We start from the raw sequence: 26,936 nt of genomic DNA on the forward strand, positions 1-26,936 counted from the left end.
CGGGTCAATAATGGATCTTTCTGGCAATCGCTTCGCGCGGGCTTTTGCTCAAACTGTCGGGCTTTTGCTGCGAACGGCATCGCTGCGATAGTGGGAGGGCGTCACGCCGTTATGCCTGAGGAATACGGCAGCAAAGTGGCTGGGGCTGGTGTATCCGACGTTCAGTGCAATATTGATAATGGAATCATTGCTTTCCGATAGCATGCGACGCGCCTCCTCCATGCGTAGCCGGATAAAGTAGTGAGAAGGGGAAAGTCCGGTTGACTGTTTAAAGGCGCGGCTAAAATGGTATTCGCTAAGATCGGTCAGTTCAGCCAGGCGTGCCAGGTCAAATGGCTGGGCTAACCCTTCACGCATTGCCGTGAAGACCCGGTGCAGCTTAAATGCCTGCAAGCCCCCGCGGTGTCGTTTCGCATGTGTGCCATAGGTGCGAATCAGATGTACTGCCAGCGCCTGCGCAATGCCCTGAATAAACGGGCCGCTGGGTGGATTTTGCAGATACAGCTCCTGACGTATCTGCTCCAGCAGGGCGGATAGCGTGTCGTCGCGCGCGCCGGAGACTTCCCGCAGTTCATACTCCTGCATCATAGCCACTCCCATATAAACATGCATAACGACGAAAGGCGTATCTGGCCCGGCGTGCCAGCGCATTTCAGTAGGAGAAGCCGCCGTTGTGAGAAAGAAATCGCCTGCGGTAACGCGGTTTGCTAACCACGGCTCACCGGGGGAACGCTCCTCAACGACGGCATTACCTGAGAGGATCCAGACGATAAAAGGCTCCGGCACTGCCGGAATAATGACGTTTTCCTGCACGTGTCTGCGCGCCAGAATTTGCACGAATACATCCCGGGAAGATTGCGCCCGATGTTCTCTGATCAGCTTGCCGGGAAGGTATTCTTCAAAGGTCTCTGCGGAAGTACGCTGCGTCATATTTATCGTTGCCTTTAGCTATGCCAGTTGCACCAGGTTCACCGCCGGGAGAGGCCCTCCGGGGAATTGTTGTAGCGTACCGCCAACCTCCAGGCTGCCTAAATCAATACTTGCGAAGCCCAGTTGCCCGGCTAAGGCTGTTATTTCCGCCTTTGCGTCAGGATGGTCTCCGGAGATAAAGACGACACGACGGCCACCCGCCTGCGCCGGATCCTGAGCCAGCACCCCTGCAAGGAGAGTATTGAAGGCTTTAACGACGCGTGCACCTGGAGCCCACTGTGTCACCACCTGGCTTGAGTTTTTTCCGCCCAGTTCAGCCAGCGTGAAGCCTGGCAGTATGACCGGGTTGGTCGCGTCGATCAGGATACGCCCCTCCCAGTTGATGCCGCGTAACGCGGCCTCGGTTTTGTCCCAGTTTGTGCTGACAAAAACGAGGTCGGCCTGGGCGGCCTGTTCTACGGTGCCAGCGCGAGCCCCGTGGCCCAGTTTCTCAACCACCGCAGTCAGGCTTTCCGGCCCGCGGCTGTTACTCAGAATAGCGTTCATGCCCGCTTTAACCAGTTGTTCTGCAAAGGCTTGCCCGATAGCGCCAGCGCCGATGATACCTACAGTAGTCGTTTTCATATTGTATTTCCTTCATTGAAGAGTAGTGAACATGCACTGAGAGTAGTAATCTTTGACCTATCTGAATAGCCTATATAATTAGATGGGATCCATCTGCTGGAGCGATACATGCTGGACGGTATGTCTGTTGATCAACTCCGCACCTTTATTGCTGCCGTTGATGAAGGGAGTTTTTCCGCCGCCGGTCGCAGGCTGCGGCGCGCGCAGTCGGTTGTCAGCGCGACGCTGGCAAACCTTGAGGCACAGGTCGGGTTTCCATTATTCGATCGTACCGGGCGTTATCCGAAGCTGACGGAGGCGGGCGTCGCCATGCTGGAAGCGGCGCGTCTTGCCACTGCCGGGATGGACGCCTTTAAGGCGAAGGCGCGCACCTTAGCCGAAGGTCTTGAGCCTGAACTGGCGGTGTCCGTCGACGTGATGTTTCCCGTAGCGCAGCTCACCGCTGCGGTGCAGGCGTTTCAGCAGGCATTTCCTGACACCCCGCTGCGTTTGTATGTGGAAGCGTTGGGGGCGGTGTTCCAGCCTTTACTGGACGGTCATTGCCGGGTGGCGATAACCGGATCGCTGCCGCATCTTCCGGCGGGATGCATCTCAGAATTCCTTCTCAGCGTGCCTGCGATGGCCGTTGTCTCCCCTGAGCATCCGCTGGCGAACGCGTCCGGTCCGATCCTTCGTTCACTTTTACAGGAACACGTCCAGCTGGTGCTGACCGATCGCTCCTCTCTCACCGTGGGCCGAAGCTTTGGCGTCATGTCGTCAAAGACATGGCATTTAGCGGATATGGGCGCGAAGCACGCCTTCCTGCGTGCCGGACTGGGGTGGGGTTATATGCCGCTGCCAATGGTCGAGGAAGATCTCGCAGCGGGAAAACTGGTTACGCTGAACGTGCCGATGCAGCCCGACGTCGGGCCCGGTTTTTCCATGCAGGCGGTGCACCTGGAGGAACATCCGCCCGGCCCGGCCGGACGCTGGTTCGTTAACAGGCTGAAAATGCAGGCTGGCATGCCTCTCAACGAACGCAGCGGATCCGGCAAGTGAGCTCAACGGATAATTCAGGTTTTGTTGCTGTTGCATGTCTCCAGTATCGCACCGGCCCGACGGGCCGTGGCAGGCAGGATGTCGGCATCGGCCACGTAGCCATCGGGATCGAGACAGCGATTGTGTTCTCTCGCCTGTTGCAGGATCGCTTCATCCCAGTAGAGGCGCTTACGCTGATCGCCGCGGGTCGTCAGAATAAACTCCGTTTTGCCGTCAACCGCGCGGTAGCGACGCCAGCTGTTTGCCGGAACAGAGATCACCGAACGTTCCGGAGCGATAACGCTCACTTCTTCGCCCGCCTCGTTCCAGGTGACCTCCAGCTGGCCTTTAAAGACCATAATGACCTGAATATCCGGGCAGAGATGGCGGCCCACAACGTGATCCTCGGCGAGACGCAGCCATTCGACGGAAAAACCGTGCGGGCTCACGATAGCGGGAGCGGAATCCCGATCCTGTGAAATGCCGAAACCGATAACCGGCGCAATTTCGCCGCCGTGTCCTGGCAGCACCGAATCCAGCAGTCCCTGGGCTGACCAGCAGCGGTCATCGCCGGTTACCGCACGCTGGCGCATCTCCTCAACGCTGTAGTCACGCAGCCCGGCAATATATTCCTCTGACAGCGGCGTCAGCAGCGCGGCGGGGTCAGGCCGCGGATCGCCGGTTTCCTGTGTGATGAGCATGTTGTCTTTACTCAAATACATTCCGTATTCGCTGGCTGCCGTCAGCACGGAAGGATGCCAGATGATGCCGCCCGTGTTGTCCCCGCCGAGCACCGTAAACACCATACCGCTGGTCTCTTCTTTACTGACGTTGATGAAACCGCGGAAGATCCAGGTCGGTATTGAAAGGATAGTGGGTGCGCTAAATTCAGCTTCATGCTCGCCGTTGGCGCCCCAGCGAAAACGCCATGTTCCTTCATGGATCAGGAACACCTCGGCGGTGAAATGCAGATGCAGATTATTTGTCACCCCTTTCGGCATAGCCGCCGCGCCAATGTTAAAGCCGTGCGGCTCGGGAATATTGACGACCTGCTCGCTGGACTGGGTTACACCCGGGCCGATGAAGGAATAGTTTTGTTTGAGATGCGAGCCGGGTAGCTTGCAATCAATAAAAGCAAGATTACAGGAAACCATGTCCTCGGGGGCGATTAACCGTGTTCGTGCCTGACTCTGGGTAAGATGGATGGTTTTCATTATTTCTCCTTTTAATAACCGGATGCACCGGTGGTAGGGATAGCGTTGCCGCGGGCGAGGGCAATGGCTTCACGCGAGGCGCGACCCAGTTGCATAACGTCGTTTGCAGGGGTAACAAACTGAAAACCCTGATCAATGCGCGCTGCGGCGGCCGCGCCGGAAGTGCAGAAAATTCCGGCAATCTTCTGCTGCTGGCGGCAGCAGTGAATCACCCGCTCAATAGCAGCAAGCATTTCGGGATGTTGCGATTCGGCGCTGGCGCTGCCGGTCAGCGTCAGTGAGAGATCGTTGGGGCCAATAAACACACCGTCCAGCCCTTCGGTATCAAGGATGGCGTCAAGATCAGCCAGCCCTTCGCGGGTTTCAATCATCGCCAGCGTCAGGATCTCGTTGTTAGCGTGCTGTGGATAATCAATGCCGCCGTAGAGTAGACCTCTGGCCGGACCAAAGGAGCGAACACCCAGCGGTGGATAGCGACAGGCCGCGACAAAACGGCGAGCCTGTTCCGCGCTGGAGATCATCGGGCAGATTACGCCGTAGGCTCCTGCGTCTAATACGCGCATGATTTGCGCCGGATCGTTATCTGCCACCCGCACCAGCGGCACGGCAGGCGTGGCCGATAGCGCCTGTAGCATTGACAGCGCGCTGGCAAAATCAATCATGCCGTGCTGCAAATCGACGGTGACGGCGTCGTAACCCTGATGGCCCATAATTTCCGCGCTATAACCGGACGGGATCGCCAGCCAGCCGTTTATGATGGGAGTATTTTCCAGAAATGCGGTCTTTAAACTGTTTTTGCGCACTGTATGCACTCCGTTATCCACTGACGCAGCAGCGGCGCGATCTCATCCGGGGTTTCCAGCGGAATAAAATGCCCGCCAGCCTCCACCGTATGTCTGGTCACGTTCGCGTTGCCTGCGGCCAGTAGCTGATGATGATGGGGCGTGCAGATAACGTCCTGCGCGCCGTTTAGAAGTAATGTGGGGCAGGAGAGGGCGTTAAACGCAGTCCGGTTGTCCTGCCGGTGAATGGCCATTTCCGTTTGCCCGGCAAAGGTCTCAATGCCGCACTCTTGCGCCATTCGGCAAATAGTCTCTTGCAGGATCCGATCGGACAGACGTGACGGGGCGACATAGCTCTGCCACAGCGAGGAGACCAGCCAGTCGGCCAGGCCCCGCGCCTGTGCGGTGCGTACCGCTTCCCGGCGTGAAGCGAGGGTGTCTGGCGCAACGGGCAACGGATTAACGGAAATCAGCGTCAGCCCGTTCACTCTTTCTGGCGCGTCGGCGGCCATTTGCAGCGCGACTATGGCACCGAGAGAAAACCCTGCCAGCAGAAAGCGCGGCGGCAGAACCTCTAATAACCGCCGTGACGCCTGCGGCGCGGACTCCGCACCCGTCAGCGTAATACACGACACCGCTGCGACATTCAGCCGTTCAATAACGGGCTGCCAGAGCCGGGCGTTACAAAGCGTGCCACCAAGCAGCACCAGTGGCAGATCGGTATTGTCCAGAAGCGGATATTCCATTGCATCCCTCACGTAGCGGTCCAGCCGCCGTCAACCATCAGGGCACTGCCGGTGATCAGCCCGGCGGCATCTGAGGCGAGAAACACTACCGGGCCCATAATGTCCTCCAGCCTGCCTAACCGGCGCAGCTTGATGTTGTCCAGCACGTACTGGCAGAACGTCGGATCGGCGAGCGCCGGGCGCGTCAGGTCGGTTTCAATGAAGGTCGGGCACAGCGTATTAACGCGGATCCCCGCATCGCCCAGCTCCAGCGCCATCGTTCGGGTTAACCCTTCAAGCGCAAATTTGGAGGCACAGTACACGCTACGCTCGGGGCCACCAACGTGTCCCATTTGCGATGAGATGTGAATAATCGACCCTCCCTTACCGCCCGCCCGCATTCTGCGCGCCACGCGCTGGCTGACAAAAAAGGTGGCGCGCAGGTTAAGCGCCATCACCGCATCGAAATTGTCCTCGTTCACCTCAAGAAACGGCTGGTGGCGGGCCAGCCCGGCACTGTTCACCAGAATGTCGGGAGCGGGCAATGTCGCCAGCACACGCTCCACCTCCTGAGCGTCGGTAATATCCAGCTCCAGCGGGTGAAATGCGAGCCTGTGTTCCGCTGCCAGACTTGCGGCATGCGCCAGCGCCTCGTGGCCCCGGGCGGCGATCCATACCTCTGCGCCCGCCTGTGCGAGGGCGACGGCGGCAGCGAAGCCAATCCCTCTTGACCCGCCGGTCACCAGCGCGCGTTTGCCGTGCAGGGTGAAAGAGGGCGTTTGCAAAAGCGTCATGGCTTACACCTTTTCCCTGACCGGGGCCGGTGTGGCGTAGGGAACCTCCGTCTGGCCATAACGGCGCACGCGAATATTGGCCTGCTCGGCATGTCCGGCGAACCCTTCCAGCAGCGACAGACGCGAACAATAGCTGCCGATTTCGGCGGTGGCTTCGTCGCTGAGGACTTTCTGGAAGGTGCAGGTTTTCATGAACTTGCCCACCCACAGGCCGCCGGTATAGCGTGCGGCTTTTTGCGTCGGCAGGGTGTGGTTGGTTCCGATCACCTTATCGCCGTAGGCCACGTTAGTACGCGGCCCAAGGAACAGCGCGCCGTAATTGGTCAGGTTAGCCAGGAACCAGTCGTCCCGGTCGGTCATCACCTGAACATGTTCGGAAGCGATACGATCTGCCTCCAGCAGCATCTCTTCGTAGCTGTCGCAGACGATGATTTCCCCGTAGTCCTGCCAGGACTGGCGGGCAATGTCGGCGGTAGGGAGCTTTTCCAGCAGCCGTTCCACTTCGCTGAGCGTCTCTTTGGCAAGCTGGAGCGAGTTCGTCAGCAGGATGGCAGGGGTGGTGACGCCGTGTTCGGCCTGGCCCAGCAGGTCCGTGGCGCACATTTCCGCGTCAACGGTGTCATCGGCAATCACCAGCGTTTCCGTCGGACCGGCAAACAGATCGATACCTACCCGGCCGAACAGCTGGCGTTTGGCCTCCGCGACGAAGGCGTTACCGGGGCCGACCAGCATGTCGACCGGTGCCAGCGAGTCCGTGCCCAGCGCCATGGCGCCTATCGCCTGAATGCCGCCAAGGGCATAGATTTCCGTTGCGCCAGCCATTTTTTGCGCCGCGACAATCGCCGGGGCGGGCTGACCGTTAAACGGCGGGGCACAGCTGATAATTCTTGAGCACCCCGCCACGCTGGCGGTGATAATCGACATGTGCGCGGAGGCGAGCAGGGGATATTTTCCGCCAGGCACGTAACATCCCACGGCGTTAATCGGAATATTTTTATGCCCGAGAATAACGCCGGGACGCGTTTCAATTTCCAGATCCCGCAGGCATTCTTTCTGCGCGCGGGCAAAATTCGCCACCTGCTGTTGGGCGAATTCAATATCCTGAATATCCTGGCGGCTTAACTGTTTTATGCAGCGGTCGATCTCCGCGGGGGTCAGACGATAATCCTGACGGTCATAACGATCGAATTTAATGGATAATTCGCGAATGGCTTTATTTCCACGTTTTTCAATATCTGCAAGTATTTGCTCAACCGTTTCTCTTATTTGCTGGTTGGCTTGCTGGCGCTCTTCGGTAGATTTACCGGTTTTTAATTTCCAGGACACACGCTTCTCCTTAACTTTTTTAGATGTCAGTTGTCCTCCCGGCAGACCGGGAAAGGGTGTTTACTTCTAAGTGGGTTATTGATCCGGCGCGGCGGCGTACGCACCGTTTTTTAATAATTGGGCTGAGGTTTGCGTTTTACGGGCATATACCCATCGAGCGGACAGCGGCGTGGCAATAGCGGCCACAACGGAAAGGGCGGCAATCAATATATAACCGGACGACAGGTTAATATGTTGCATCATTACGCCCATCATTACCGGCCCGACAAACATGCCGCAGGAATAAATGGTCTGGAATAGTCCCATTCGCGTGGATTGTTCATCAGACGAGGTATTCACTACGCTGAGCGACATGAATGCGGCAAAGGCCATACCGAACGAAAAACCTGCCAGCGCCTGCCACAGGTAAATGACGTACATATTGCTGGTAAAGGGAATGCCGAAGGTGGAGATCACCTGTAAAACGATGCCGAGCACGGCGGTTTTTACCAGCCCAAGGCGCTGATAAAACACCGAGCTGCACAGGGCGATGGCCAGCCCGTAAAACAGAAGGTGGATGTTTCCGAGCACCGCGAGGATCCCCGCCCGGGCGCCGAGCTGTTCGGCGTAGACCGGCGTCAGCGTGTCCCGGGTGGCGAAGGGCACCAGAATGACGACGGTCGCCAGGATGCCAATCAGCCAGACGGAACGGTCGGCCAGCTGCTGGCGCGCGCCGGTGATGCAGGCTTTAAGCGTGGGGGCCTGCACCGGGTCGTGCACGTCCTGAATGCGGGTCGTCAGGATCAGCGCCACCAGGGCGGAGATGCAGGAGACAAAAAAGGCGATGTTATTGGCAAAATAGTGAATCAGCACCGCGCCAATACAGTTGCCGAGAATCACGCCGATGGGCCCTGCCAGCGCCAGCAGCGCGACGGCGGCAGGGGCTTCGTTGCGACCGAAGTAACGCATGAACAGGATGTTGTACAGCACCCATGTCGCCGCCGTGACGCCGTCTGCCGCTTTCGCCAGATACAGCGTAATGGCATTGGGTTCAAGCCAGGCAATTGGCCAGGCGATAATTGGCAGCAGCAGGCCAATCTGGATGAAGATCCTGCGGCTTTTAACCACGTCGGAAATAATGCCTAACGGGAAGCGTATCAGAAGGGTTGCCAGCCCGGATGCGCCCATGATGATGCCCATGATCTGTGGCTCAATGCCCTGGTTGATCATCATGGGGGCCAGGAATGCATCAATGCTATGGATGCAGATAAAGAACAGGATGCTGATGATGAAAAAGAGCCGGGCTTCCCGACGGCGTAACAGTGCTTGAAACATGGTTTTGAACCTCTTAAGAATTAATGGGTTATAACCAGTCAGGGACGACGTTTACCGGTTCAATCCTTTGGGCGACTCCTGTTCTCTCCGGTACCATTGACGGTATGAAAACTCTTTGCATACGTATTCAAGATTTGAAGTTACGAAAAGGTTTCATGTTTGTAAAGTGATCTCGATCTTGTTGTGAGAATTTTAATTTTTTGTGTTGCATACGCATGCAAAGGTGGTGTAAGTATAAAAAACACCCACTTGCTGAGGCGTTTGAAGCACGCGCAAATGGGCAGGACGTTGATAAGGAATCAGGGGTAATGAAACGTAAGACTTTTGCAGCAGTCACATCCCAACAGGTCGCTCAACTGGCGGGGGTATCGCAATCTGCGGTGTCGCGAACGTTCACGCCGGGGGCCAGCATTTCACCGGCAACGCGTGAAAAAGTGCTGAAGGCGGCGCGCGAGTTGGGCTATCGCCCGAATGCGATAGCCCGTTCGCTCAACACGGCGCGTTCGCGCATTATCGGTGTCGTCATTTCTTACTTTGATAACCCCTTTTACTCGCAGGTGCTGGAGGCGCTGGCACAAAAGCTGGATACGCTGAACTATCACCTGCTGCTGTTCGTTGGCGACCGGGACGGTAACGTTGACCGTATTTTTGACCAGATTATGCAGTACCGGGTGGATGGCATTGTGCTGGCCTCGGTGACGCTGTCGCTGGAGTTATCCGAGGAGTGTCTTGCCGCCGGGATCCCGGTAGTGCTGTTTAACCGCAGCGAAGAGAGTGGCATGGCCTCCAGCGTCAACAGTAATAACGAAGCGGCCGCGCGGCAGATTGCCGAGTTTCTGCTGGCGGGGGAGCACAAGCGTTTTGCCTACGTGGGCGGCGTGGCTGATTCCCCGGTCAATATCGCCCGCCAGCGCGGGTTCATCTCCACGCTGGAAGAACATGGCATCACCGATGTGCGGGTGGTGCACGGGAATTACGACGCTCAGCAAACCACCCGGGCGGCTTATACCCTGTTTTCGGCGTCGCCAGCGCCGGATGCGGTCTTTGTCGCCAACGATCATATGGCCGTCACGGTAATGGATGTGGCGCGCTATGAGTTTGGTTTGCGCATTCCGGAGGAGGTCTCCATTGTCGGGTATGACGACATCGGCCCTTCCGGCTGGCCCTCTTATGCGTTGACCTCGGCGTCGCAGCCGGTCGGCGCGATGGTAGATGCCACGGTGGAACTGTTAATGAAGCAAATTGACAGCGGAACCATAGAGCCTGAACAGATTACGGTGCCCGGTACGCTGGTGATACGCCACTCGGCGCGTCGCCCACGCAGCGGCGTTATCGAAACCAATGGTTTAACGCTATTCCAGTCTAAGGAGCGCACATGACCAGATTGCGGGGCTTCAGCCCTCAATTCGACTCTATCCAGCAGTTCATTTTGACGCTGACGCATGTCGTCTGGGAGCAGAAAGATATCGGCCAGCTGGCGGATTTTTACGCCACGCCGGTGGTTTTCACTACCCCCGAAAAACAGCTGCATGAGCTTTCCCAGTTTATGCGCCTGACGCTTGAGGCGATGCACAGCTTCCCGCAGCGAGCGGTGCTGACGGAGGATATTCTGTGCAGCCAGAACCCGGGGGACGAGTACTATGCGGCTCAGCGTACCGTAGCCCGCATTCAGCATCAGGGGGAGGGATTTTTTGGCCCGCCGACCGGGAAAAATGTCTGGGTCCGCACCTGGGCCGATCGCATCTGTGTTGATGGGGCCGTACGCCAGGAGTGGCTGCTTCAGGATCGTGCTGCGATTGTGGCGCAACTGGGGCTGGATATCCGCGAATTTGCCTTTAACCTGGCGACCATGCGCCAGCAGCTTGGCGTGGAGGCGGTCTCTGCCGAGACGCTGGATGCCCGCTGGGCGGGCGGGCCCGAGGGCGACGACGTAGAAGGGGCGCTGGCAGGCGTCGTTGAGCGCTACTTAACCATGTGGGCGGGCGGTAACAGTGGCGTGGTGCCCGGTCTCTATCACCCGGCGGCGACGCTTTACGCGCCGGGTCATTGCCTCTGCACCGGTGAGCAGGAAATTGGCGCACAGCTTTCTGGCTACCGCGCTTCATTTGCCGACAGCGAAACGCAGCTCCATCATCTGATTGTGCGTAAAGATCCTAACGAGCCGATTCGGCTTTCCCTGCGCTGGTCGTTATTAACCTGGCATGACGGTTACGGCAAATTTGGTGCGCCAACCCGTAAACCCATATCAATTACCGGTATCAGCCAGCTTGAATTACGTGATGGTTTAATTTTCCGTGAATATCTGGGGATCGATGAATTAGCGATCTGGTCGCAAATAGTGAATTAACAGGGGCGGCAGCCCCCTTATTCTGGCTGCCGAAAATAATCGAGTTTAATTCACCCTCACTTACGGGTGCGGGTTCCTATTGTCTGAAAACAGAGCAGGAGTTTATATGTCTTCCACCGAAGCAACAAATAAAGCACCAGCTGTACCCGAAAAAAGCAGCGTGAAATCGCTGAAAGAGGAACCTGTATTACAGGTGGAGCGTCGTGATTTTGTCGATCTGGTACCGGAAAAAAGACCGCGCGTGCAATCATTACGCGGCTTTGATGACTGCTATACCGATATTGTCGATTATATAGTTCGCTGCACCCATAAAATATGGGACGAGCGCGATGTCGGCTTAATTTATTCTCACTATACCCATAACTGCGTGCTGTATAACGCGCTGGGGACACTCTATAACCGTGAGCAGGTGGTACAGGATACGCTGCAACGCTTAATTGCCTTCCCGGAGCGGCGCGGCATGGCAACCCAGGTTATCTGGAACGGAAATGATGTTGACGGTTTTTATACCTCTCACCTGGTGACGGGAAGCGGGCGGCATACCCAGCACAGCCATTTAGGCAAGCCGACCAACCGCACCTTCGTTACCCGTACCGTGGCAGATTGCATGATCCACGAGAATAAAATTTACCGGGAGTGGGTGGTCAGCGACAACATGTCGTTAATGAAACAGCTTGGCCTGAATACCGATCAAATCGCATTTAATATGGCAAAGGAGCAGTTTGATAAAGGCTTCCGCGTGATGGACATCGGCGAAAATGGCCGCATGCTGGGACAATATCCGCCGGAGATGGAGTGCGATGTATCCATTGCACACACCGATACGGAAGAGCAGTGTCTGCGCTGGCTGCACGAGATCTACAATCGTCGGATGTTCGGCAAAATCAAAGAGGTTTACGCCCCTAACGTGCAGTGGCATGGCCCGCTGATGAAAGAGCTGTACGGCACCGCGGCGGTAACCCATCAGACGCTGGCGCTGGTGGGGATGATCCCTGACGGCGCGTGGCTGCCGCAGCATATCTGTTCCAACCCGTGCGATGAAGGCGGCGTCAAAGTGGCGGTTCGCTGGATCATCGAAGGGCATCACCTGGGTTACGGCGAACTGGGCAAGCCGACCGGAGAACGACTGTTCGTGATGGGCATGTCGCACTACCACATCGTCAACGGCAAAATTGTTGATGAATGGGTCGTGTATGACCACCTGGCGCTGCTGGCGCAAATCAAACTCGGCCAGATGGAGGACGCGTAAATGTTAAATCAGGTGAGCTGGATTAAGCGCCCGCAGGGGCAGGATGCGCAGGCCGATCGTTCCCTGACGGAGAAGGTCAGCGCCATTATCGAGCGCGTGAAAACCGAAGGCGATACGGCGCTAAGAGCCTTTTCGCAGCAGTTTGATAACGTCGTGCCGACGCAGTTTGAGGTGAGCGAGCAGGAGATCGCCGAAGCACTGCAGGGGATGGATGCCCAGACGCGCCGCGACAGCGAGTTTGCTATTAATCAGGTGCGTCGTTTTGCGCAGGCGCAGCTGGCGACCATGCAGCCGCTGGAAGTTGAGACGCTGCCTGGCGTACATCTCGGTCACCGGATCATCCCGGTGCAGACGGTGGGCTGCTACGTACCGGGTGGGCGTTACCCGATCCTCTCTGCGCCGGTGATGTCGATTGTCCCTGCGACGGTGGCGGGCTGCGAACAGATCATCGCCTGTCTGCCGCCGGGAGCGCATCCTGCGATGATCGCGGTTTGCCATCTGGCGGGCGCGCACCGCATTTTCAGGGTAGGTGGCGCGCAGGCCATTGCGGCCATGGCCTGGGGAACGGAGAGCATTCCATCGGTGGACAAAATCGTTGGGCCAGGCAACGCCTTCGTTAACGAAGCGAAACGCCAGGTGTTTGGTCGAGTCGGCATTGATGCCCTCGCCGGGCCGAGCGAGATTTTCACTATCGCTGACGACAGCGCCGATCCGCGCATTCTGGCCGCCGATATGCTGGCGCAGGCAGAACACGATATTCATACCCGCGTCGGGCTGGCGACAACCAGCCGGGATATCGCTGAGTGTACCCTGGCGGAGGTTGAGCGTCAGCTTGCCAGCCTGCCAACGGCCGCCACGGCGGGGGAGGCGTGGCGCCGGCAGGGTGAGATTGTGCTCTGTGAAGATGAAGCGCAGCTGATTGCGTTTGCTGACCATATGGCGACGGAGCATTTGCAGGTGCATACCCGCGATCCGCACGCGACGGCGGCGAAGATCCGCAACTATGGCTCGCTGTTTATTGGTCAGAACGCCAGCGTGGTGTTCTCTGATAAATGCTGCGGCACCAACCATACGTTACCGACGATGGCGGCGGCACGCTATACCGGCGGTCTGTGGGTTGGGGCGTACGTCAAAATCTGTACCCATCAGTGGATTGACGAGCAGGGTATCCCGGCAATCGCAGAACCGGCGATCCGCCAGAGCCGTACCGAGGGGATGCAGGGGCACCGACGGGCGGCGGAAATTCGTCTGCGTCCGCAGGACATTGATGCCATTACTACCGGCATGCGGGACTAAAACGTATCCCGGGCAGCCTTCTGCCCGGTTTTCATCACGAGGGAGCCTGAGACTATGAAGCGCCTGATACCGCCAGACGACTGCCCGGAGGAAATTGCCCGCCGTCTCGACGTCATTCAGCAGCACCGGGCGCTCAACGCGATCCTCGGGGTTAACCCTGACGCCATGTCTCAGGCGGAACAGCATCAGCAGCAGCGTCGACGCGGGGAGCCGATCGGCCCCCTGCACGGCGTGCCGTTGATCGTCAAAGATAATATTGCCTGCGCACCGATGCCCATTACTCTTGGCTGCGGGGCGCTGGCCTCACTTAACGCGACGTCGGATGCGCTTGTTATACAGCGGTTGCGCAGGGCAGGAGCGATTATCCTCGCCAGAGCGAATATGTCCGAGTTTGCTTTTGACGTGCGCTCGCGAAGCTCGCTGGGGGGCGATGTGGCAAACCCGCTTCGCCCGTCACTCACCGCCGGAGGTTCCAGCGGAGGATGCGCCGCGGCGGTGGCGGCGGGGATGGCGGATGGCGCATTGGGTACCGATACCGGCGGCTCTATCCGCATTCCCTGTAGCTATACCGGGCTGGTGGGGCTACGGCCTGCTTTTCGCCGTTCACAGCTGGATGGCGTGGCGCCGCTCTCGCCCAGCAAAGATACCGTTGGGCCAATGGTACATAGCGTTGAAGATGCCGCCTTGCTGCATGCGGTGATCCATGGTTTGCCACCGGTTGCGCTTCCTGTGCGTTCGCTGAAAGGCGTTCGCTTTGGTGTGGTAACCGCGTTACAGGGAGAGGATGAGGTACAGCTGGAGGTCTGGCAGTCGGCGCTGCACACGTTGCGTCGTGCCGGAGCAACGCTGGTGGAGGTATCATTACCTTTGCTGGACGACGTAAGTCAGGCGACATGCCTGAGCCTGTATGAATTTCGCGTGGCGATTGACGACTGGCTTAGCAAACAGCCTGGCGCTCCCTCCGGACTGACAAGCAATGTGGACTCCGGCGCTTACCTGCCAGAGTTTGCGCCGTTTCTACGTCAGATGCTGGCGAGTAGCACGCTGAAAACTCCGCTCTGGCTGGCGGGGCGTCGCTTTCAGCGCCTGTTACGGCAGAGCCTTTGCCAGGTGGCGGAGGCGCAGCGCATCGACGGATTTGTGTATCCCACCGTACAACGGTTACCAGAAAGTATGGCGAAGATGCCGCCAGGCTGCGCGCCGGAACTGGCCGCCATCAGCGGCCTGCCAGCTATAACGTTGCCGTGCGGCGTAAGCCGTATCGGTCTGCCGGTGGGGATGGAGATGTTATCGGTGCAGGAGGATGAGACGGCGCTGATGGTGCTGGCGCTGGCGTGTGAGGGGGCATTGCTCAGGGAATGTAAGATATAAAGCCCGCAGGGCTTGCCCATACGGGTTTTGATGAGCTCACAGGATAGTTATGATCATATTTCACGCAATGCTATAAATCCCCCCTGCGATTGCAGGAGGGATTGATTAAGCAATCTATGACCGCAGGCGCTTACCGGTCTGGGCATCAAACAAGAACATTTTTTCCGCGTCTAGGGTGAGGAAGACCTTCTGACCCACGTTGATATCCAGCTTTTCATGGGACACCACGATCAGCTCCTGATCGTTGATACGCACCAGGATCTCCTGTCCTTCCCCGGTCATCTCTATTAGCACGATTTCCGCTGGCATCCCTGACTCGCCGAGCCGGATATAGTGCGGCCGGGTGGCGCAGATGATTTCCATCCCTTCAATATGTGAGCTGAGGGGGCAGGGGAAGCGATAGCAGTTGTGCAGCACAATCTCGCCGCGCTGAATAACGCCTTTGAGGGTGTTAATTTCCGGCGTGCCGATAAAGCCCGCGACAAACAGATTATCCGGGTCACGGTACAGCTCTTCCGGGGTGCCGACCTGCTCAATATGTCCGGCATTAAGCACCACAATCCTGTCCGCCATGGTCATCGCTTCCGTCTGATCGTGCGTCACGTAGATGGTGGTGCGCCCCATCCGCTGGTGGATCTTACGAATTTCGCCACGCATTTTATGGCGCAGTTTGGCGTCCAGGTTGGAGAGCGGTTCATCAAACAAAAAAGCCTTCGGGTCACGCACCAGAGCGCGCCCCATCGCCACCCGCTGACGCTGGCCGCCGGAAAGATCCCGCGGGTGGCGATCGAGCAGATGCGTCAGGCCGAGGATTTCCGCTGCCTCTTCCACGCGCGCCATCCGTTCCGCTTTTGAGACGCTGGCAAGCTTCAGGGCAAAACTCATGTTGTCCCGCACCTTCATGTGTGGATAGAGCGCATAGCTCTGGAACACCATGGCGATATCGCGTTTTTTGGCGGGCAGAGTGTTGACCACCTCGCCGTGCATCAGCAGTTCACCGGACGTGATGTCTTCCAGACCCGCAATCATGCGCAACAGGGTGGATTTCCCACACCCGGACGGGCCGACCAGCACAATAAATTCGCCTTCGTGAATGCTCAGCGAGATCCCTTTAATGATGCTGACGTTGCCGTAGGATTTGCCGAGATTATTTAAAACGATTTGGCTCATGTTACTCTCCTCGCCCGGCGGTGTGGCCTGGCTGCAATAATGGCATGACGTGCTGGCGGTAAAGCGCCGCCGCAGCGAGATCCTGCTGGATAATGCTTTGTGCTGATTCGCTGAAGCGCAACGCGGCCGTACGCAGATCCAGGCGGTTGGCGCTGTCAATACCTGCCAGCACCTCAGGTTCGACAATGGCTTCCCCGTGCAGCGCGCCTAAAATCGCTCCGCTCATCACCCCGATAGAGTCGGTATCACGGCCTGAATTGATGGCGTCTTCCACCGCGCCGCGAAACTCGCCTTCGCGCAGCAGGCAGAAGGCCAGCGCCATTGGCAGTTCCTCAATCGACATCAGGCGCGAGGGCTGGTAGGCCATGGTCGGGACGCCCGCTTTTTCCGGGCCATGCATCAGATCATCACCCATCGGCGAGAAGGGCAAAAGTGCCTCATGCAGGGCGTCAACAACCTGTTGATAATCCCATGCGGTTCCACGATAGCGGCGCGCGACGTCGAGCGTTGCCGCGATGGCCTGACGGGTGCCGTCTTTCGCCAGTTTCAACGCGATGTCGGTGATGGTCTCAATGGTGATGCCAGGAATAAATGCCGCCGCAACGCAGGCGGCGAAGACCCCCGCGGCCTCCAGCCCGTAGCTCTGCTGATGCCCTTGGGTGAAGTTGATAGCTTCCTGGTAGGCCGCCTCCGGATTGCAGGCATTGATGACTCCAATGGGGGCGGCATACATTGCTGCGCCGCAGTTCACCATATTGCCCACGCCTCCCTGGCGCGGATCGCAGGCGGCCAGTTGCAGTCGATGGAAGATCCATTTTTCCGGATAAAACAGGCGCTCAATAACCAGCGCTTCCCGATCCAGTTCCGGCACCCAGCGCGGTTCCCAGGCAATCTTACGTACAAAAGACTCTCCCATATCCCACGCATCAACGTGACGGCCCAGTTCGCTGTAAACCTCCATCAGGCAGAGTGTCATCAGCGTATCGTCGGTGATGATACCGTTGCCGCGTACGCGGTTGTTGCGCCGTGCGGACGGCTCGTCCATCCGGTGCCAGCGCTGGTGGATGGAGGTGACGCGGCCATATTTCTCCGCGATTTGCCGGGCGGAGAGTTTCTCAACCGGTCCGCCTAAGGCATCGCCGAACGCCACGCCATACAGCATGCCCAGAATGCGGGAAGTGAACGATAAATCAGCGGCTTTAGTAACGGTCATTTTAATTTTTCCTCTGCATATTCGGTCATGGCGTTTCCACCTGCGGCTTTCCAGGCGCTGACATACTGATCCCACTGATCAAATGACGCTCTGCCAGAGACAAACTGGTACGCCCACTGGTTATAAATACTGCTGGTTGAGTCGATGGCGGCGGCAAACGACGCCGGGAAGATAAAGGCGTTATCCGCCGTAAAATAACGTTGTGAATTGTCGATATAGCGCTGCATCGCAGGCGTCCGCCACTCCACCGGTGGCTTCCAGTTGGCGGCCTGGATAAACCGCGGATACCAGGCATTAATTTTTGGCGTCACGTTAATCGTGTTGCCCTTACGAACGTAGTGCGTGTTCTCGAAGCCCATCTGTTCCATTATTTGCCCTTCCGGGCTTGCCAGAAAGTCGAGCAGGATCATCACTTCCTTTTTATGTTTCGAGAGCGAGGACATGGCAAAGCCGCGCGTTTCCATGGAAACATCTGTCGCCGCCAGCCCTTTACCTGCCGGGCCTTCGGGTGGGTCGAGCAGGGTGAGGGTGGCGTCAGGATGGATCTAGCGCATCTTTTCCTGGTACACGCAGACGTTGCCCGGTGAAGAGACGGACACGACGCCAACCTTGCCGGTATAAAACTCATCCTCTTTTAGCTCCCAGTTGGTGGTGATGTACTGGGAGGAGAGCAATCCTTTCTGATACAGCGAATGGTAGAATTCGAGCTTGTTCCGCTCCTGTGGGCTTATCTGCGCATTGCGCAGCTTGCCCTGGTCGTCCTTCAGCCAGGTGGCGTGAATGCCAAACGCCGGGTTCATAAAACCGTCGAGATCGCGCAGATCTTTCTCGGAGGTGATCCCCCAGCTATCCATCTTACCGTCGCCGTTGTAATCACTGGCGTGGATCTCATTAAACAGCGTGACGTACTCTTCCAGCGTTTTGGGTGATGCGCTGAATCCGCTCTTCTGTAACCAGTCCTCGCGGATCACCGGCTGGCGAGCGCGTAGCGGAAAGACATACAGCAGGGTCGGATGATTTTGCAGGCGAAGCCGGTTGTGCGGCCACAGCGCCTCTTTCAGATAGCGGGTTTGCGCAATCCAGGGACGCCAGTCTTCAAGAATGCCCTGTTCGACCATCTTCTGATCGCTGCCGTTGAAATAGATCAGGTCAGGGATGGTGCCGGACAGTAGCATCACGTTCAGCACGTCGTTGTAGCCGGAAGACGACAGGTTGACGATCTCAATTTTGATATCGTGTCCCTGACGCGCCAGCGCCTGCTCTATTCGCTGGATATGCGCGACATCTTCGCGGTTGGTGGTCAGCAGATCTTTTTCCACGATTCGGATGGTGACCGGCTCGGCCCAGGCGGCCTGGCATAACAGCAGGCCGCAGGCGATTGCTGTGAATAATTTCATCGTCATCGCTCCTGTTAACCCTTCACCGCGCCGGACATGGTCCCTTTGGTGAAGAAGCGCAAAATAATCGGGTAGATGGCGATGAGCGGGGCGATAGTTAAGGTGATCATCCCGGCTTTCAGCGCCTTGATGCTAATCTGGCTGGCCTCGGTGTAGTTCGACATGCTTTCGACGCCGACCATCGCCAGCTTGTCGCCCTCGACGACAAACTGGCGCAGTACCACCTGCAGCGGCCATTTATCCGGGTCGTTGAGGTACACCATGGCGCGGAAAAACTCGTTCCAGTGCAGCACCATGTAAAATAACGTGATCATGGCAATAGACGATTTGGCGACTGGCATAATGACGTACCACAGCGTCTGGAACGGGTTCGCGCCATCGAGTTCGGCGGCTTCCTGTAGCTCCTCCGGGATCTCTTCGAACAGGCGAACCAGAATAATCAGGTACCAGGCGAAGACGGCGCGATACAGGATGACGGACCAGTAGCTGTTCAGCAGCCCCAGCTTTTTCATCACCAGAAAATCGGGGATGATGCCCGGCTCAAAGACGATGGTGAACAGGACAAACATAAACAGCCAGCGACGTCCCGGCAGGCGTTTTTGCGCCAGCGCCCAGGCCAGCAGCACGGTGAAGACCACGTTGATGATGGTGCCCACCACGGTAATCAGCATCGCATTGCCAAACCCGCGCAGCACGGCTTCGTTGGTCAGCAGTAGTTTCCAGACGTCCAGCGAAAAGCCCTGCGGAATAATTTCCAGGCCGCTCATGCCGGGCACGTTTGCCGGGCTGGAGAAAGATATCGCCACCAGGTTAAGGATCGGTTGTAGCGTCACGATAACCAGCAGCATCAGTACAGAGAGAATGAGCACGTATTCGATGCGCTCAAAAGGGGTGCTTCGTGATGAGATGCGCATTACCAGACTCCTTTACCCGTCAGGCGTTTTGAAACGTTATGTGCCAGCACGATAAGGATCATGCCGATCACGCCTTTGAATAACCCTGCGGCGGTCGCCAGCGAGAACTCCCCGGTGCGCAGGCCCATGCGGTAGACGTAGGTGTCGATGATATCTATCTGGCCGTTCACCACGTCGTTGGTCATGTTGAAGACCTGATCAAAGCCCTGGCTCAGGAACAGCCCGACGTTGAGGATAAACAGCGTGGCGATGGTAGGAGTAATCGCGGGCAGGGTGATGTGCCAGATTTTGCGCCAGCGCCCGGCACCATCCATTTCTGCCGCTTCATACAACTGTGGATCGATAGCGAGGATCGCCGCGATGTAAAGTAATGAGTCCCAGCCCGCGCTGCGCCACATTTCAGTAAACACCAGCACCCAGCGGATAGAGCCGCTGTCGGTCATAAAGGGGATGGGATCGAAGCCCATCGATTTAATGATGTCGTTAACCGCGCCATCAACCGGCGAGAGCGTGGCAATCGCGATGCTGGCGATCACCACCCAGGAGAGATAGTGCGGCAGATAAATCACCGACTGGACAAATTTACGGTAACCGGATGAGCGCACTTCATTGAGTAAGAGCGCCACCATAATGGGAACTGGGAAAATAAAAATCAGTTTCATTGCGCCGATGATCACCGTGTTCTGTATCACCTGCCAGAAAACAGGGGATGACATCAGCGTGGCAAAATACTCCATCCCGACCCAGATATTCGGCGGGATAATGCGGTACTGCTCAAACGCAATTTTGGTTTCCCAAATAGGTAAATAGTGCCAGATAAAAAAATAGATAATCCCAGGCAGGGCCATTACGTAGAACGGCCACCACCGACGTAATGTCTGGCGGCAACGTGCCATGTGGGATAGTGTTTGCTGGTGAGGCATGTTATTTACCTGCGGTATCGCGCCGCCCGGTTTAGATTCTGTTAGGGCTTTCATCGGACATACTCCCATTACTGAAATGGTTGTCGTGAATATAATTTGTGTTTGCAGAAATATGCGTGCGTTAAATTTTCTCTGTGAGAATGTTTTTATCGTTATATTGCGCGAGGCGGGTCAGGACATCTTTATATTCGGGCATATTTGATGCGCCTTCTTTTTCGACGGCCAAAGACGCGAAAGCACAGGCAAATTTTGCTGCCTGAATAATAGATTCCCCTTTCGCCATCGCGGCGGCGAATGCGCCGTTGAAGGCATCGCCAGCACCGGTGGTATCCACACATACGGCTTTCAGCGCCGGGATATGAATGAATTGCTCACCGTCATAAATAAGCGCACCTTTCGCTCCCATGGTGATGATGACGTGACCTACCCCTTTCGCTTTAATGGCCCTCGCGGCTTCCTTTGCGCTGGCAAGGTCCACGATATGAATGCCGGACAGCAATGAGGCCTCAGTCTCGTTTGGGGTCAGAAAGTCTACGTTCTTCAGGCAGCTAACCACATCAGATGACCAGGGGGCCGGGTTTAACACCACCTTGATCCCGTTACGGCGGGCAATTTCAATTGCCCGAAAGGTAGCGGGTAGATTATTTTCCAGTTGGGTTAAAAAAATATCTGAGTTTTTCACTTCAGGGGTAATCGCTTCAACTTCATCGGCAGAAATGGACCGATTGGCCCCAGGGCTGATGGCAATCATATTTTCACCATCGCTTTGACAAACATAAATAAGCGCGGTGCCGGTTTTCTGATCTTTATCCTGATAAAGCGTGAAGCTGTCGATAGCAGAAGATGAAAGATGTTCAAAGGCCATCTGACTAAACTGATCGTTACCCACCTTACCGACAAAATGGGTTTTAACATTGCATTTGCTTACGGCCAGCGCCTGATTTGCGCCTTTGCCGCCGGGTCCAATAATGGTATTTTCGGAAAAAATAGATTCCCCGCTTTGCGGGAAACGATCGACATTAGCAATAATATCAACGTTGAATGAACCCAGAATACAGACTTTACCTTTCATCTTTCGCCCTTTATGTCGGGATTTGATCGTTTTTCTTGACTGCGCAGAGTCAAAAAAATGAATGATATTGCTATCTAAATTATTGACTGATTGGGTATGAAAAATACGGCGTTTGATAATTGCCCCACCGTGGCATCGCTCAATGCCGCCTTCCTGCGCTAATAAGTTCAGGTCGCTGCGAATCGTTTCCCTGGTGACGTTAAATACTTTCGCAAGCTGATTCACCGTCGCCCGTTCGTACCTGTTTAGCCAGGTCAAAATTGCATAATGCCGTTCTTTATTGAGCATGAGGTCACCTCTGTAGTTATATTATTGTTTCCTTGTTGTTAATGTTTTGGTGTTGTTCACAGATCGTTCGATAAAACAAAAGGAAACGGAAATATATGAGGTGATAACTATTTAATATCAATTGGTTATGTTGATTGCGTGAAGGGGGGTTGGGCTTTGATATGCAGTGCGGGGATTTCAACGATGGCATGGGCCATGACGCAACGTTAGATCTTTCTCGGGCGCTTTAGCACGCAGAACATTGGTGTAGGTCTGGGGGGCTGTGGCTGATCCGGCATGAACTGGAATACCTGAACGTATAGCGATAATCGCCGGACTAAGTCGAATGGCTCGGAGAACGACAGACACAAAAAAGCCCGCAGGGCTTGCGCCGTGCGGGCTTTCAGGACTTCATCGGATGACTCTGGTAATCACCGATGGAGAATTTTGGTGGGCTGGCGGGAGTTGAACCCGTGTCCGAATAATTCCTAACCTGTTGAATATTAATGTTTTGTGTTTTTTAAAATGTCTCAAGTGCATTTTACGTGCATATCGTGGTCCCTATAACGTCCTTATTCCGTCCAACATTCTGAAATATTCACCACGCTACAGAGCTGCAGAAATGGCGGTTTTCCCGTCGTATTCAGCCAGGTATTTACCGTAATTGCGGAACAGCATTTCCGGCCCTTTATGCCCCATCTGCCCGGCAAGCCAGAAAAGGTTTACGCCCTGGCTAATGTGTCTGGTGGCGAATGTGTGGCGGGTCTGGTACGGGTTACGGTATCGAACGCCAGCTTTTTTGAGGGTTGGCACCCATGCTTTTTTTCGTATCGCGTCGGCGTTCGCCCAGGGCTCACCCGTTTTGGGATCGCTGAAAATAAACTCGCTTTTCATGAAAGTGAATTGTTTCTGCGCCTGCAGCGCGGCCAGCGCCTCGCTGTTTAATTCTACTTTACGGGTACCGGCTTTTGTTTTGGTACCTTTCAGAACGCCAACAACACTTGCCGCCTGAACGTGAGCTGTTTTAGCGATATTGTCGAGATCAGGCCAGCGCAACGCACATAGCTCAGAGCTGCGTAAACCCGTATTGAATGCGAAACGGAACAGGTTTTCCCACTCTTGGTATCTGCAGCTCTGGTAAATAGCGCTGATTTCCGCTGGTGTGAACGGATCAACTTCGTAATCGTCACTATTCGGGCTGCTGTCGATCACGTGGTACCGACTCGCGCTGACAAGGGTTACCGGGTTGATTGTCAGCAGGCCGTCAGTCACCGCTTCATCTATGGCGCTGCGCAGAAACGAGAGGTTATTCCTGATCGTTTTCAGCTTTGTCTTTCTGCTGGCGATCCAGTTTTTGAGGACCGCAGGGGTCAGTTCCGACACATGCATTTTGTGCAGCGCAGATAGCGCAGACAGGCACTTTTCATAACCGCCAATAGTGGAGGGCGAAAGGTTGCGGTTCTGGCAGATTTTCAGATACTCGTCCAGGTAGGACTTAATATTTTTGGTTTTTTTCACTACCCCGAACAGCTCCAGTTTTTTGGAGGTGGGGAAGTATTTCGCATAATCGAATGTGCCGCCGGCGATCTGGTTCTGTATCTCCCCCAGCAGGCGCTCGGCATACTTCACGCCGCGCGCGTTTGCTTCCATTCTGGAAAGGGGCTCCCGGCAGAGAACCCCCTTATAGGTGAATGTGATCACCAGGGTATCGCCAGTTTTATGCTGGCGAATGGTTACTCCTCTTGGGAGAGATAATGATCCTTGTTCTTTCTTGCCCACTTTGAAACCTCCGTTAAGTCTATCCAGCGTTCTTTAACGCCATCGACTTTTAATACATGGACACCCTCTTTCCATAACCCCCTTTGTATCCGTTTGTTAACGGCTTCAACCGTTTCTCCGGCGTCCCGGCAGTAGGTTGAAAGTGGTACGCAATCAAGACTCATGACCGACCTCCCGCCCAAATGCCAGGGCATTTTCCAGTTCATTTGCCGCATAGATAAGTGCGTTGTGGTGCGCTCTAAAACCGCCATCAAGTTCTCTGGCCGCTCTCTTGCGCAGAATGTCGATCGCAGCCTGATAGTCATTCTGGTAATCGGCGGAAAAGTCCGCCGAACTGTCCGGCATTACACCCAGCACCATCAACATATTTTCCGGGTCGATAGGGATGGTGGTAAGCCCCAACTGCTTGGCCTCCGTTGCTAGACGGGTCCAACGCTTAATAATTTCTAAAACTGGCTTATTCATGGAGCGCCTCGCTACCTCACCAAAAATTTATATTCAATCAGCGCGCCGATAACGGTGGCCGCCAGCAGCATGGAAACAATGATGCTGAAAATGAAGGGCTTCATCATTTCACCCCTGCTGGTTTGATGGCCTGCAGTGCATCAACCTCTTTAACGAATCGGTCGTGCATGGCGTCCCACTTCTCCAGCCACTTCTGCATTTCGCGCTTACGCGCCAGGATGCGACGCAAACGGCGAACACAACGCTGGTGTGCCATGAAATACTCGGTGGTTACGCCGCCACGCTGCCAACAATTCAGCTCTGGATTGAGTGGGTGGACTGCCTGCACATCCGGGTGTCGCTGCTCGAAGCCGGAGCGATAAAACGCTTCTGAAGTCATAAAGAACGCCAGATAGCGGATCGCAGTATCTCGCGTGAAGCATTTTTTGATACGACCGTGACGTACTGCTACGAACAGTGGGCCAACTGGCGTATCGTGTTTCTGTAATGCCAGGTCAATCATGCTTACGGTGCGTTTATCGTTCATTTCCGGTCTCTCCCGTGAATCGTGTTCTGTTTTTTCCGTGGTTATCATGAAATCCATATTTAATTTCTGCGTTTCGTCTTGCCTCGACTGCTTTATTGAAATCCGTGAAAGATCCCAGATATATTTGCTTCGCGTTTATAACAATATTTGCCCACCATTTTTTCTTGTGATGTGACCAGCTCACCCCTGTATGGCCGGATGTGTTGGTTTTAGATAAGCGCGCATTCTTACTATTGTCTTGGTTTGTACATGAACGCAGGTTTTCTATTCTGTTATTAGTGGTGTTCCCATCAATGTGATCGACTACTTCGGGCTCAACACCATTAACCATTTTAAATATCAGGCGATGGGCATAGTAAATGACACCATCTAACCGCACGATACGATATGCTCCTGTTTTTGTTTTAATAAACGCGCCAGCAGGTTTACCTGCAAATCTTGTATTTAATTGTTTTTGTATACTTGATGATGAAAAGTGTTTTAAGGGACGATGTTTCCAAAACAACTCTCCAGTTTTTTGTTCGTAATAAAAGCACTCGTTGAGATAATCTGATTCATGAATTCGTATCGCTGTAAGTGCCATCAGATCCCCCCATTTCATGACCCTCCGTTTTCGGAGCCTCCACTTTTTGTTTTTTGACGAACTCAACCAGCTCAGAAATGAGCTCGTCGATTAACTCCTTCCCGCTATCCGTAAGGAATTCACCGCTGCCATTAACATCAACAGCGCTGCTGTAAATTCCCTTGATAGCTTTTACGCCTTCGACATTCCCGTACTCACTGATCGCAAGCCTTTCGAATTTTCTCAATAATCCATCGAGAAGAATCTCTGTTAACTCGACCGTGTTAATGCCGCCTTTATTGAGCTTAATAACAAGGCAGTTACTGCCTGTTTTACGCTGGTGGCGTAATAACGCTGCTTTTAAAATTCGGCGGCGATATGTCTCGATTAATTTATCCATTGCGGCGAGCCTCCTCCTCTAAGCTCATAACAATTTCCTCTTCTTTCTCGGTCCAATCATGAATTTCGCCAGCAATGTCATAAACAAGAGAGCAAATAGTTTTAAGTTGGAAATGGTCCAGTTTGTCGTGATATTCAAATAATGTTTGCGATAAACCAGCCAGTTGCTCGGCTTTGATGTTCACAACCTGAATGTCTTGCCTTTTTAATAAGCTCATAATTACCGACCATATGCTTTTTTAAGATAAAGACGAGCGATTACCTCGTAACCGCAGGCCGCATAAAGGCATGCTGTTCTATATGACGATTTATCAATGATGAAAGTCATACGAAGCGACTCACAGCCAAAGAAGCCACCACCCGACCGTGAATTTTGATTTCTTTCTGTTCATCGGTATTAAGGATGAAAGTTTCGTAATGATGGTTATCAGAAATGATTTTTAATGAGCCATCAGCTAATGGCTCAATTCTCTTAATGAAAAGACATGGGCGACCAAAAGCATCCATTGTGTAAACATAAATGCCAGAGGTAAGGGCACGTCCACCGCAATCAACGAAAGCCACAACCTCACATGGTTCGATGGTCGGCTGCATTGAATCACCTTCCATCCGGCAGCTTTGTACGCGGTTGCCAAAGTCATTGATGTTGTCAGATCCGAACAGCATTTGAGGCGTTTTAACTGGCTGATTAATTGCGACGGAATTTTGCATTTTCATTTCCTCAGGGTGAGTTTGGCCCCACCAAGAAAGGTGTTAATTAAATAATGTTAATTAATTTTAAATCTTGTCGGCTTGCTTGCAGATGGTTTCTTGCAAGTCGTCTAATTTTTCATAAACGATAGTTAGCGTACCGATAGCCGACAATTCCGGAGGCATACAATCCATAGCGTTGGATAAAGCCATTCTGCAATTGCCAATATCCGCAGACCATGAATTAAGTTGATTGGAAGTTATAATGCTTGTTGGCTCTGTAAATTCACCACACTGCTCGTTTCCTGAAATGAGCCACAGAACATCAGAATGAAGAATGTTAGCCAATTGGATTAACTGGTCAGCAAACGGAACAGTTTTTTCCGTTTCCCAGTTGTTAATGGTTTCGGTTGTTAAACCAAGATGATCAGCCAAAAAATCCTGAGACAGTCGAAGCGAAGATCTTTGATTTAATATTCTTTTGCCGATGGTTTTGGCTACGGTGATTTGAGTATTCATTTCATTGGCTCCGTTGTTTGCCGATGAATGAACTTTAAGTCACGCAATAAC

30 protein-coding genes are annotated in these 26,936 nt (G+C 54.8%); 6 read left to right on the top strand and 24 right to left on the bottom strand.

What is annotated here, in order from left to right:
• Positions 1-48: 48 nt before the first annotated feature.
• Positions 49-930 (bottom strand): helix-turn-helix domain-containing protein, encoded by an 882-nt coding sequence (locus SK51_RS09640; RefSeq protein WP_022649103.1) that lies wholly within the window; start codon positions 928-930, stop codon positions 49-51.
• 18 nt (positions 931-948) lie between these two features.
• On the bottom strand, positions 949-1,554 hold the full coding sequence (locus SK51_RS09645; RefSeq protein ID WP_023298426.1) for an NADPH-dependent F420 reductase: 606 nt from the start codon (positions 1,552-1,554) through the stop codon (positions 949-951).
• 108 nt (positions 1,555-1,662) lie between these two features.
• On the opposite strand from SK51_RS09645, the gene SK51_RS09650 reads away from it, so the two are divergent.
• Positions 1,663-2,592 carry a LysR family transcriptional regulator gene (locus tag SK51_RS09650; RefSeq protein ID WP_023306784.1) on the top strand — a complete coding sequence of 310 codons (930 nt, stop codon included), beginning with the start codon at positions 1,663-1,665 and terminating at the stop codon, positions 2,590-2,592.
• 14 nt (positions 2,593-2,606) lie between these two features.
• Here the strand turns inward: SK51_RS09650 and SK51_RS09655 are convergent, their stop codons facing one another.
• The 6 genes from SK51_RS09655 to SK51_RS09680 form a co-directional block, all read right to left on the bottom strand.
• Positions 2,607-3,785, bottom strand: coding sequence for a cupin domain-containing protein (locus SK51_RS09655; protein WP_023306783.1), 1,179 nt, complete (start codon positions 3,783-3,785; stop codon positions 2,607-2,609).
• A gap of 11 nt (positions 3,786-3,796) precedes the next feature.
• Positions 3,797-4,588 carry an HpcH/HpaI aldolase family protein gene (locus SK51_RS09660; RefSeq protein ID WP_023306782.1) on the bottom strand — a complete coding sequence of 264 codons (792 nt, stop codon included), beginning with the start codon at positions 4,586-4,588 and terminating at the stop codon, positions 3,797-3,799.
• On the bottom strand, positions 4,570-5,313 hold the full coding sequence (locus tag SK51_RS09665) for an alpha/beta fold hydrolase (RefSeq protein ID WP_023298422.1): 744 nt from the start codon (positions 5,311-5,313) through the stop codon (positions 4,570-4,572). Before SK51_RS09665 ends, SK51_RS09660 begins: the two co-directional genes overlap by 19 nt.
• 8 nt (positions 5,314-5,321) lie before the next feature.
• Entirely contained in the window at positions 5,322-6,086 is a 765-nt protein-coding gene (locus SK51_RS09670) for an SDR family NAD(P)-dependent oxidoreductase (protein WP_047353156.1), read from the bottom strand.
• 3 nt (positions 6,087-6,089) lie between these two features.
• Positions 6,090-7,412, bottom strand: a complete 1,323-nt coding sequence (gene hisD, locus SK51_RS09675) for a histidinol dehydrogenase (RefSeq protein ID WP_022649096.1) — start codon at positions 7,410-7,412, stop codon at positions 6,090-6,092.
• 75 nt (positions 7,413-7,487) lie between these two features.
• Positions 7,488-8,726, bottom strand: a complete 1,239-nt coding sequence (locus tag SK51_RS09680) for an MFS transporter (protein ID WP_048206663.1) — start codon at positions 8,724-8,726, stop codon at positions 7,488-7,490.
• A 308-nt stretch (positions 8,727-9,034) separates the two neighbouring features.
• Between SK51_RS09680 and SK51_RS09685 the strand changes: the two genes are divergently transcribed.
• From SK51_RS09685 to SK51_RS09705, 5 genes are all read left to right on the top strand, one after another.
• On the top strand, positions 9,035-10,105 hold the full coding sequence (locus SK51_RS09685) for a LacI family DNA-binding transcriptional regulator (protein WP_023298419.1): 1,071 nt from the start codon (positions 9,035-9,037) through the stop codon (positions 10,103-10,105).
• Complete coding sequence (locus SK51_RS09690; protein WP_022649093.1) at positions 10,102-11,073, top strand: nuclear transport factor 2 family protein; 972 nt, start codon at positions 10,102-10,104, stop codon at positions 11,071-11,073. The genes SK51_RS09685 and SK51_RS09690 overlap by 4 nt, the downstream gene beginning before the upstream one ends.
• A 106-nt stretch (positions 11,074-11,179) precedes the next feature.
• Positions 11,180-12,322 (top strand): nuclear transport factor 2 family protein, encoded by a 1,143-nt coding sequence (locus SK51_RS09695; RefSeq protein WP_015571629.1) that lies wholly within the window; start codon positions 11,180-11,182, stop codon positions 12,320-12,322.
• Positions 12,323-13,618, top strand: a complete 1,296-nt coding sequence (gene hisD / locus SK51_RS09700; protein ID WP_023306780.1) for a histidinol dehydrogenase — start codon at positions 12,323-12,325, stop codon at positions 13,616-13,618.
• Positions 13,619-13,672: 54 nt separating this feature from the next.
• Positions 13,673-14,989: an amidase gene (locus SK51_RS09705; RefSeq protein ID WP_048206664.1), complete on the top strand. Its 1,317-nt coding sequence runs from the start codon at positions 13,673-13,675 to the stop codon at positions 14,987-14,989.
• A gap of 114 nt (positions 14,990-15,103) precedes the next feature.
• On the opposite strand, the gene SK51_RS09710 is transcribed toward SK51_RS09705, so the two are convergent.
• The 16 genes from SK51_RS09710 to SK51_RS09775 form a co-directional block, all read right to left on the bottom strand.
• Positions 15,104-16,159 (bottom strand): ABC transporter ATP-binding protein, encoded by a 1,056-nt coding sequence (locus SK51_RS09710; protein ID WP_023306778.1) that lies wholly within the window; start codon positions 16,157-16,159, stop codon positions 15,104-15,106.
• Between the two features lies 1 nt (position 16,160).
• Positions 16,161-17,372 (bottom strand): ADP-ribosylglycohydrolase family protein, encoded by a 1,212-nt coding sequence (locus SK51_RS09715; protein WP_023306777.1) that lies wholly within the window; start codon positions 17,370-17,372, stop codon positions 16,161-16,163.
• Positions 17,369-17,836 (bottom strand): type 2 periplasmic-binding domain-containing protein, encoded by a 468-nt coding sequence (locus tag SK51_RS25585; protein WP_023306776.1) that lies wholly within the window; start codon positions 17,834-17,836, stop codon positions 17,369-17,371. Before SK51_RS25585 ends, SK51_RS09715 begins: the two co-directional genes overlap by 4 nt.
• An 81-nt stretch (positions 17,837-17,917) precedes the next feature.
• Positions 17,918-18,769, bottom strand: a complete 852-nt coding sequence (locus SK51_RS25590) for an extracellular solute-binding protein (RefSeq protein ID WP_230679787.1) — start codon at positions 18,767-18,769, stop codon at positions 17,918-17,920.
• A gap of 14 nt (positions 18,770-18,783) precedes the next feature.
• Positions 18,784-19,683 (bottom strand): carbohydrate ABC transporter permease, encoded by a 900-nt coding sequence (locus tag SK51_RS09725; RefSeq protein WP_023306774.1) that lies wholly within the window; start codon positions 19,681-19,683, stop codon positions 18,784-18,786.
• The gene (locus tag SK51_RS09730; protein ID WP_023306773.1) at positions 19,683-20,660 is read right to left on the bottom strand and encodes an ABC transporter permease; all 978 of its coding nucleotides are present in this window, start codon (positions 20,658-20,660) and stop codon (positions 19,683-19,685) included. Before SK51_RS09730 ends, SK51_RS09725 begins: the two co-directional genes overlap by 1 nt.
• A 67-nt stretch (positions 20,661-20,727) precedes the next feature.
• Positions 20,728-21,966 (bottom strand): ribokinase, encoded by a 1,239-nt coding sequence (gene rbsK / locus SK51_RS09735; protein ID WP_023306772.1) that lies wholly within the window; start codon positions 21,964-21,966, stop codon positions 20,728-20,730.
• A 585-nt stretch (positions 21,967-22,551) separates the two neighbouring features.
• Positions 22,552-23,724 carry a site-specific integrase gene (locus tag SK51_RS09740; RefSeq protein ID WP_023306771.1) on the bottom strand — a complete coding sequence of 391 codons (1,173 nt, stop codon included), beginning with the start codon at positions 23,722-23,724 and terminating at the stop codon, positions 22,552-22,554.
• Positions 23,679-23,888 carry a hypothetical protein gene (locus SK51_RS25595; protein ID WP_000050710.1) on the bottom strand — a complete coding sequence of 70 codons (210 nt, stop codon included), beginning with the start codon at positions 23,886-23,888 and terminating at the stop codon, positions 23,679-23,681. The genes SK51_RS09740 and SK51_RS25595 overlap by 46 nt, the downstream gene beginning before the upstream one ends.
• Positions 23,878-24,189: a hypothetical protein gene (locus SK51_RS09750; protein ID WP_023306770.1), complete on the bottom strand. Its 312-nt coding sequence runs from the start codon at positions 24,187-24,189 to the stop codon at positions 23,878-23,880. The genes SK51_RS25595 and SK51_RS09750 overlap by 11 nt, the downstream gene beginning before the upstream one ends.
• A 103-nt stretch (positions 24,190-24,292) precedes the next feature.
• Positions 24,293-24,715, bottom strand: a complete 423-nt coding sequence (locus SK51_RS09755; protein WP_023306768.1) for a hypothetical protein — start codon at positions 24,713-24,715, stop codon at positions 24,293-24,295.
• A complete protein-coding gene (locus SK51_RS24085) occupies positions 24,705-25,298 on the bottom strand; it encodes an HNH endonuclease (RefSeq protein WP_047359868.1) in 594 nt (197 codons plus the stop codon). Before SK51_RS24085 ends, SK51_RS09755 begins: the two co-directional genes overlap by 11 nt.
• The gene (locus tag SK51_RS09760) at positions 25,270-25,677 is read right to left on the bottom strand and encodes a hypothetical protein (RefSeq protein WP_023296234.1); all 408 of its coding nucleotides are present in this window, start codon (positions 25,675-25,677) and stop codon (positions 25,270-25,272) included. Before SK51_RS09760 ends, SK51_RS24085 begins: the two co-directional genes overlap by 29 nt.
• Positions 25,670-25,894: a hypothetical protein gene (locus tag SK51_RS09765; RefSeq protein WP_006811079.1), complete on the bottom strand. Its 225-nt coding sequence runs from the start codon at positions 25,892-25,894 to the stop codon at positions 25,670-25,672. The genes SK51_RS09760 and SK51_RS09765 overlap by 8 nt, the downstream gene beginning before the upstream one ends.
• A 106-nt stretch (positions 25,895-26,000) precedes the next feature.
• The gene (locus SK51_RS09770) at positions 26,001-26,387 is read right to left on the bottom strand and encodes a S24 family peptidase (RefSeq protein ID WP_023306766.1); all 387 of its coding nucleotides are present in this window, start codon (positions 26,385-26,387) and stop codon (positions 26,001-26,003) included.
• 66 nt (positions 26,388-26,453) lie between these two features.
• Positions 26,454-26,885, bottom strand: coding sequence for a helix-turn-helix domain-containing protein (locus tag SK51_RS09775; RefSeq protein WP_006811077.1), 432 nt, complete (start codon positions 26,883-26,885; stop codon positions 26,454-26,456).
• Positions 26,886-26,936 lie beyond the last annotated feature (51 nt).

The organism is Enterobacter sp. MGH85 (genome assembly GCF_001037655.1).
Lineage (GTDB): Bacteria > Pseudomonadota > Gammaproteobacteria > Enterobacterales > Enterobacteriaceae > Enterobacter > Enterobacter intestinihominis.

Bases quoted from the DNA above. Each gene is read 5' to 3' on its own strand.
- SK51_RS09640 (WP_022649103.1), bottom strand. From the start codon at position 930: ATGACGCAGCGTACTTCCGCAGAGACCTTTGAAGAATACCTTCCCGGC.
- SK51_RS09645 (WP_023298426.1), bottom strand. From the start codon at position 1,554: ATGAAAACGACTACTGTAGGTATCATCGGCGCTGGCGCTATCGGGCAA.
- SK51_RS09650 (WP_023306784.1), top strand. From the start codon at position 1,663: ATGCTGGACGGTATGTCTGTTGATCAACTCCGCACCTTTATTGCTGCC.
- SK51_RS09655 (WP_023306783.1), bottom strand. From the start codon at position 3,785: ATGAAAACCATCCATCTTACCCAGAGTCAGGCACGAACACGGTTAATC.
- SK51_RS09665 (WP_023298422.1), bottom strand. From the start codon at position 5,313: ATGGAATATCCGCTTCTGGACAATACCGATCTGCCACTGGTGCTGCTT.
- SK51_RS09670 (WP_047353156.1), bottom strand. From the start codon at position 6,086: ATGACGCTTTTGCAAACGCCCTCTTTCACCCTGCACGGCAAACGCGCG.
- SK51_RS09680 (WP_048206663.1), bottom strand. From the start codon at position 8,726: ATGTTTCAAGCACTGTTACGCCGTCGGGAAGCCCGGCTCTTTTTCATC.
- SK51_RS09685 (WP_023298419.1), top strand. From the start codon at position 9,035: ATGAAACGTAAGACTTTTGCAGCAGTCACATCCCAACAGGTCGCTCAA.
- SK51_RS09690 (WP_022649093.1), top strand. From the start codon at position 10,102: ATGACCAGATTGCGGGGCTTCAGCCCTCAATTCGACTCTATCCAGCAG.
- SK51_RS09695 (WP_015571629.1), top strand. From the start codon at position 11,180: ATGTCTTCCACCGAAGCAACAAATAAAGCACCAGCTGTACCCGAAAAA.
- hisD (WP_023306780.1), top strand. From the start codon at position 12,323: ATGTTAAATCAGGTGAGCTGGATTAAGCGCCCGCAGGGGCAGGATGCG.
- SK51_RS09705 (WP_048206664.1), top strand. From the start codon at position 13,673: ATGAAGCGCCTGATACCGCCAGACGACTGCCCGGAGGAAATTGCCCGC.
- SK51_RS09710 (WP_023306778.1), bottom strand. From the start codon at position 16,159: ATGAGCCAAATCGTTTTAAATAATCTCGGCAAATCCTACGGCAACGTC.
- SK51_RS09715 (WP_023306777.1), bottom strand. From the start codon at position 17,372: ATGACCGTTACTAAAGCCGCTGATTTATCGTTCACTTCCCGCATTCTG.
- SK51_RS25585 (WP_023306776.1), bottom strand. From the start codon at position 17,836: ATGGAAACGCGCGGCTTTGCCATGTCCTCGCTCTCGAAACATAAAAAG.
- SK51_RS25590 (WP_230679787.1), bottom strand. From the start codon at position 18,769: ATGAAATTATTCACAGCAATCGCCTGCGGCCTGCTGTTATGCCAGGCC.
- SK51_RS09725 (WP_023306774.1), bottom strand. From the start codon at position 19,683: ATGCGCATCTCATCACGAAGCACCCCTTTTGAGCGCATCGAATACGTG.
- SK51_RS09730 (WP_023306773.1), bottom strand. From the start codon at position 20,660: ATGAAAGCCCTAACAGAATCTAAACCGGGCGGCGCGATACCGCAGGTA.
- rbsK (WP_023306772.1), bottom strand. From the start codon at position 21,966: ATGCTCAATAAAGAACGGCATTATGCAATTTTGACCTGGCTAAACAGG.
- SK51_RS25595 (WP_000050710.1), bottom strand. From the start codon at position 23,888: ATGAGTCTTGATTGCGTACCACTTTCAACCTACTGCCGGGACGCCGGA.
- SK51_RS09750 (WP_023306770.1), bottom strand. From the start codon at position 24,189: ATGAATAAGCCAGTTTTAGAAATTATTAAGCGTTGGACCCGTCTAGCA.
- SK51_RS09755 (WP_023306768.1), bottom strand. From the start codon at position 24,715: ATGAACGATAAACGCACCGTAAGCATGATTGACCTGGCATTACAGAAA.
- SK51_RS24085 (WP_047359868.1), bottom strand. From the start codon at position 25,298: ATGGCACTTACAGCGATACGAATTCATGAATCAGATTATCTCAACGAG.
- SK51_RS09760 (WP_023296234.1), bottom strand. From the start codon at position 25,677: ATGGATAAATTAATCGAGACATATCGCCGCCGAATTTTAAAAGCAGCG.
- SK51_RS09765 (WP_006811079.1), bottom strand. From the start codon at position 25,894: ATGAGCTTATTAAAAAGGCAAGACATTCAGGTTGTGAACATCAAAGCC.
- SK51_RS09770 (WP_023306766.1), bottom strand. From the start codon at position 26,387: ATGCAAAATTCCGTCGCAATTAATCAGCCAGTTAAAACGCCTCAAATG.
- SK51_RS09775 (WP_006811077.1), bottom strand. From the start codon at position 26,885: ATGAATACTCAAATCACCGTAGCCAAAACCATCGGCAAAAGAATATTA.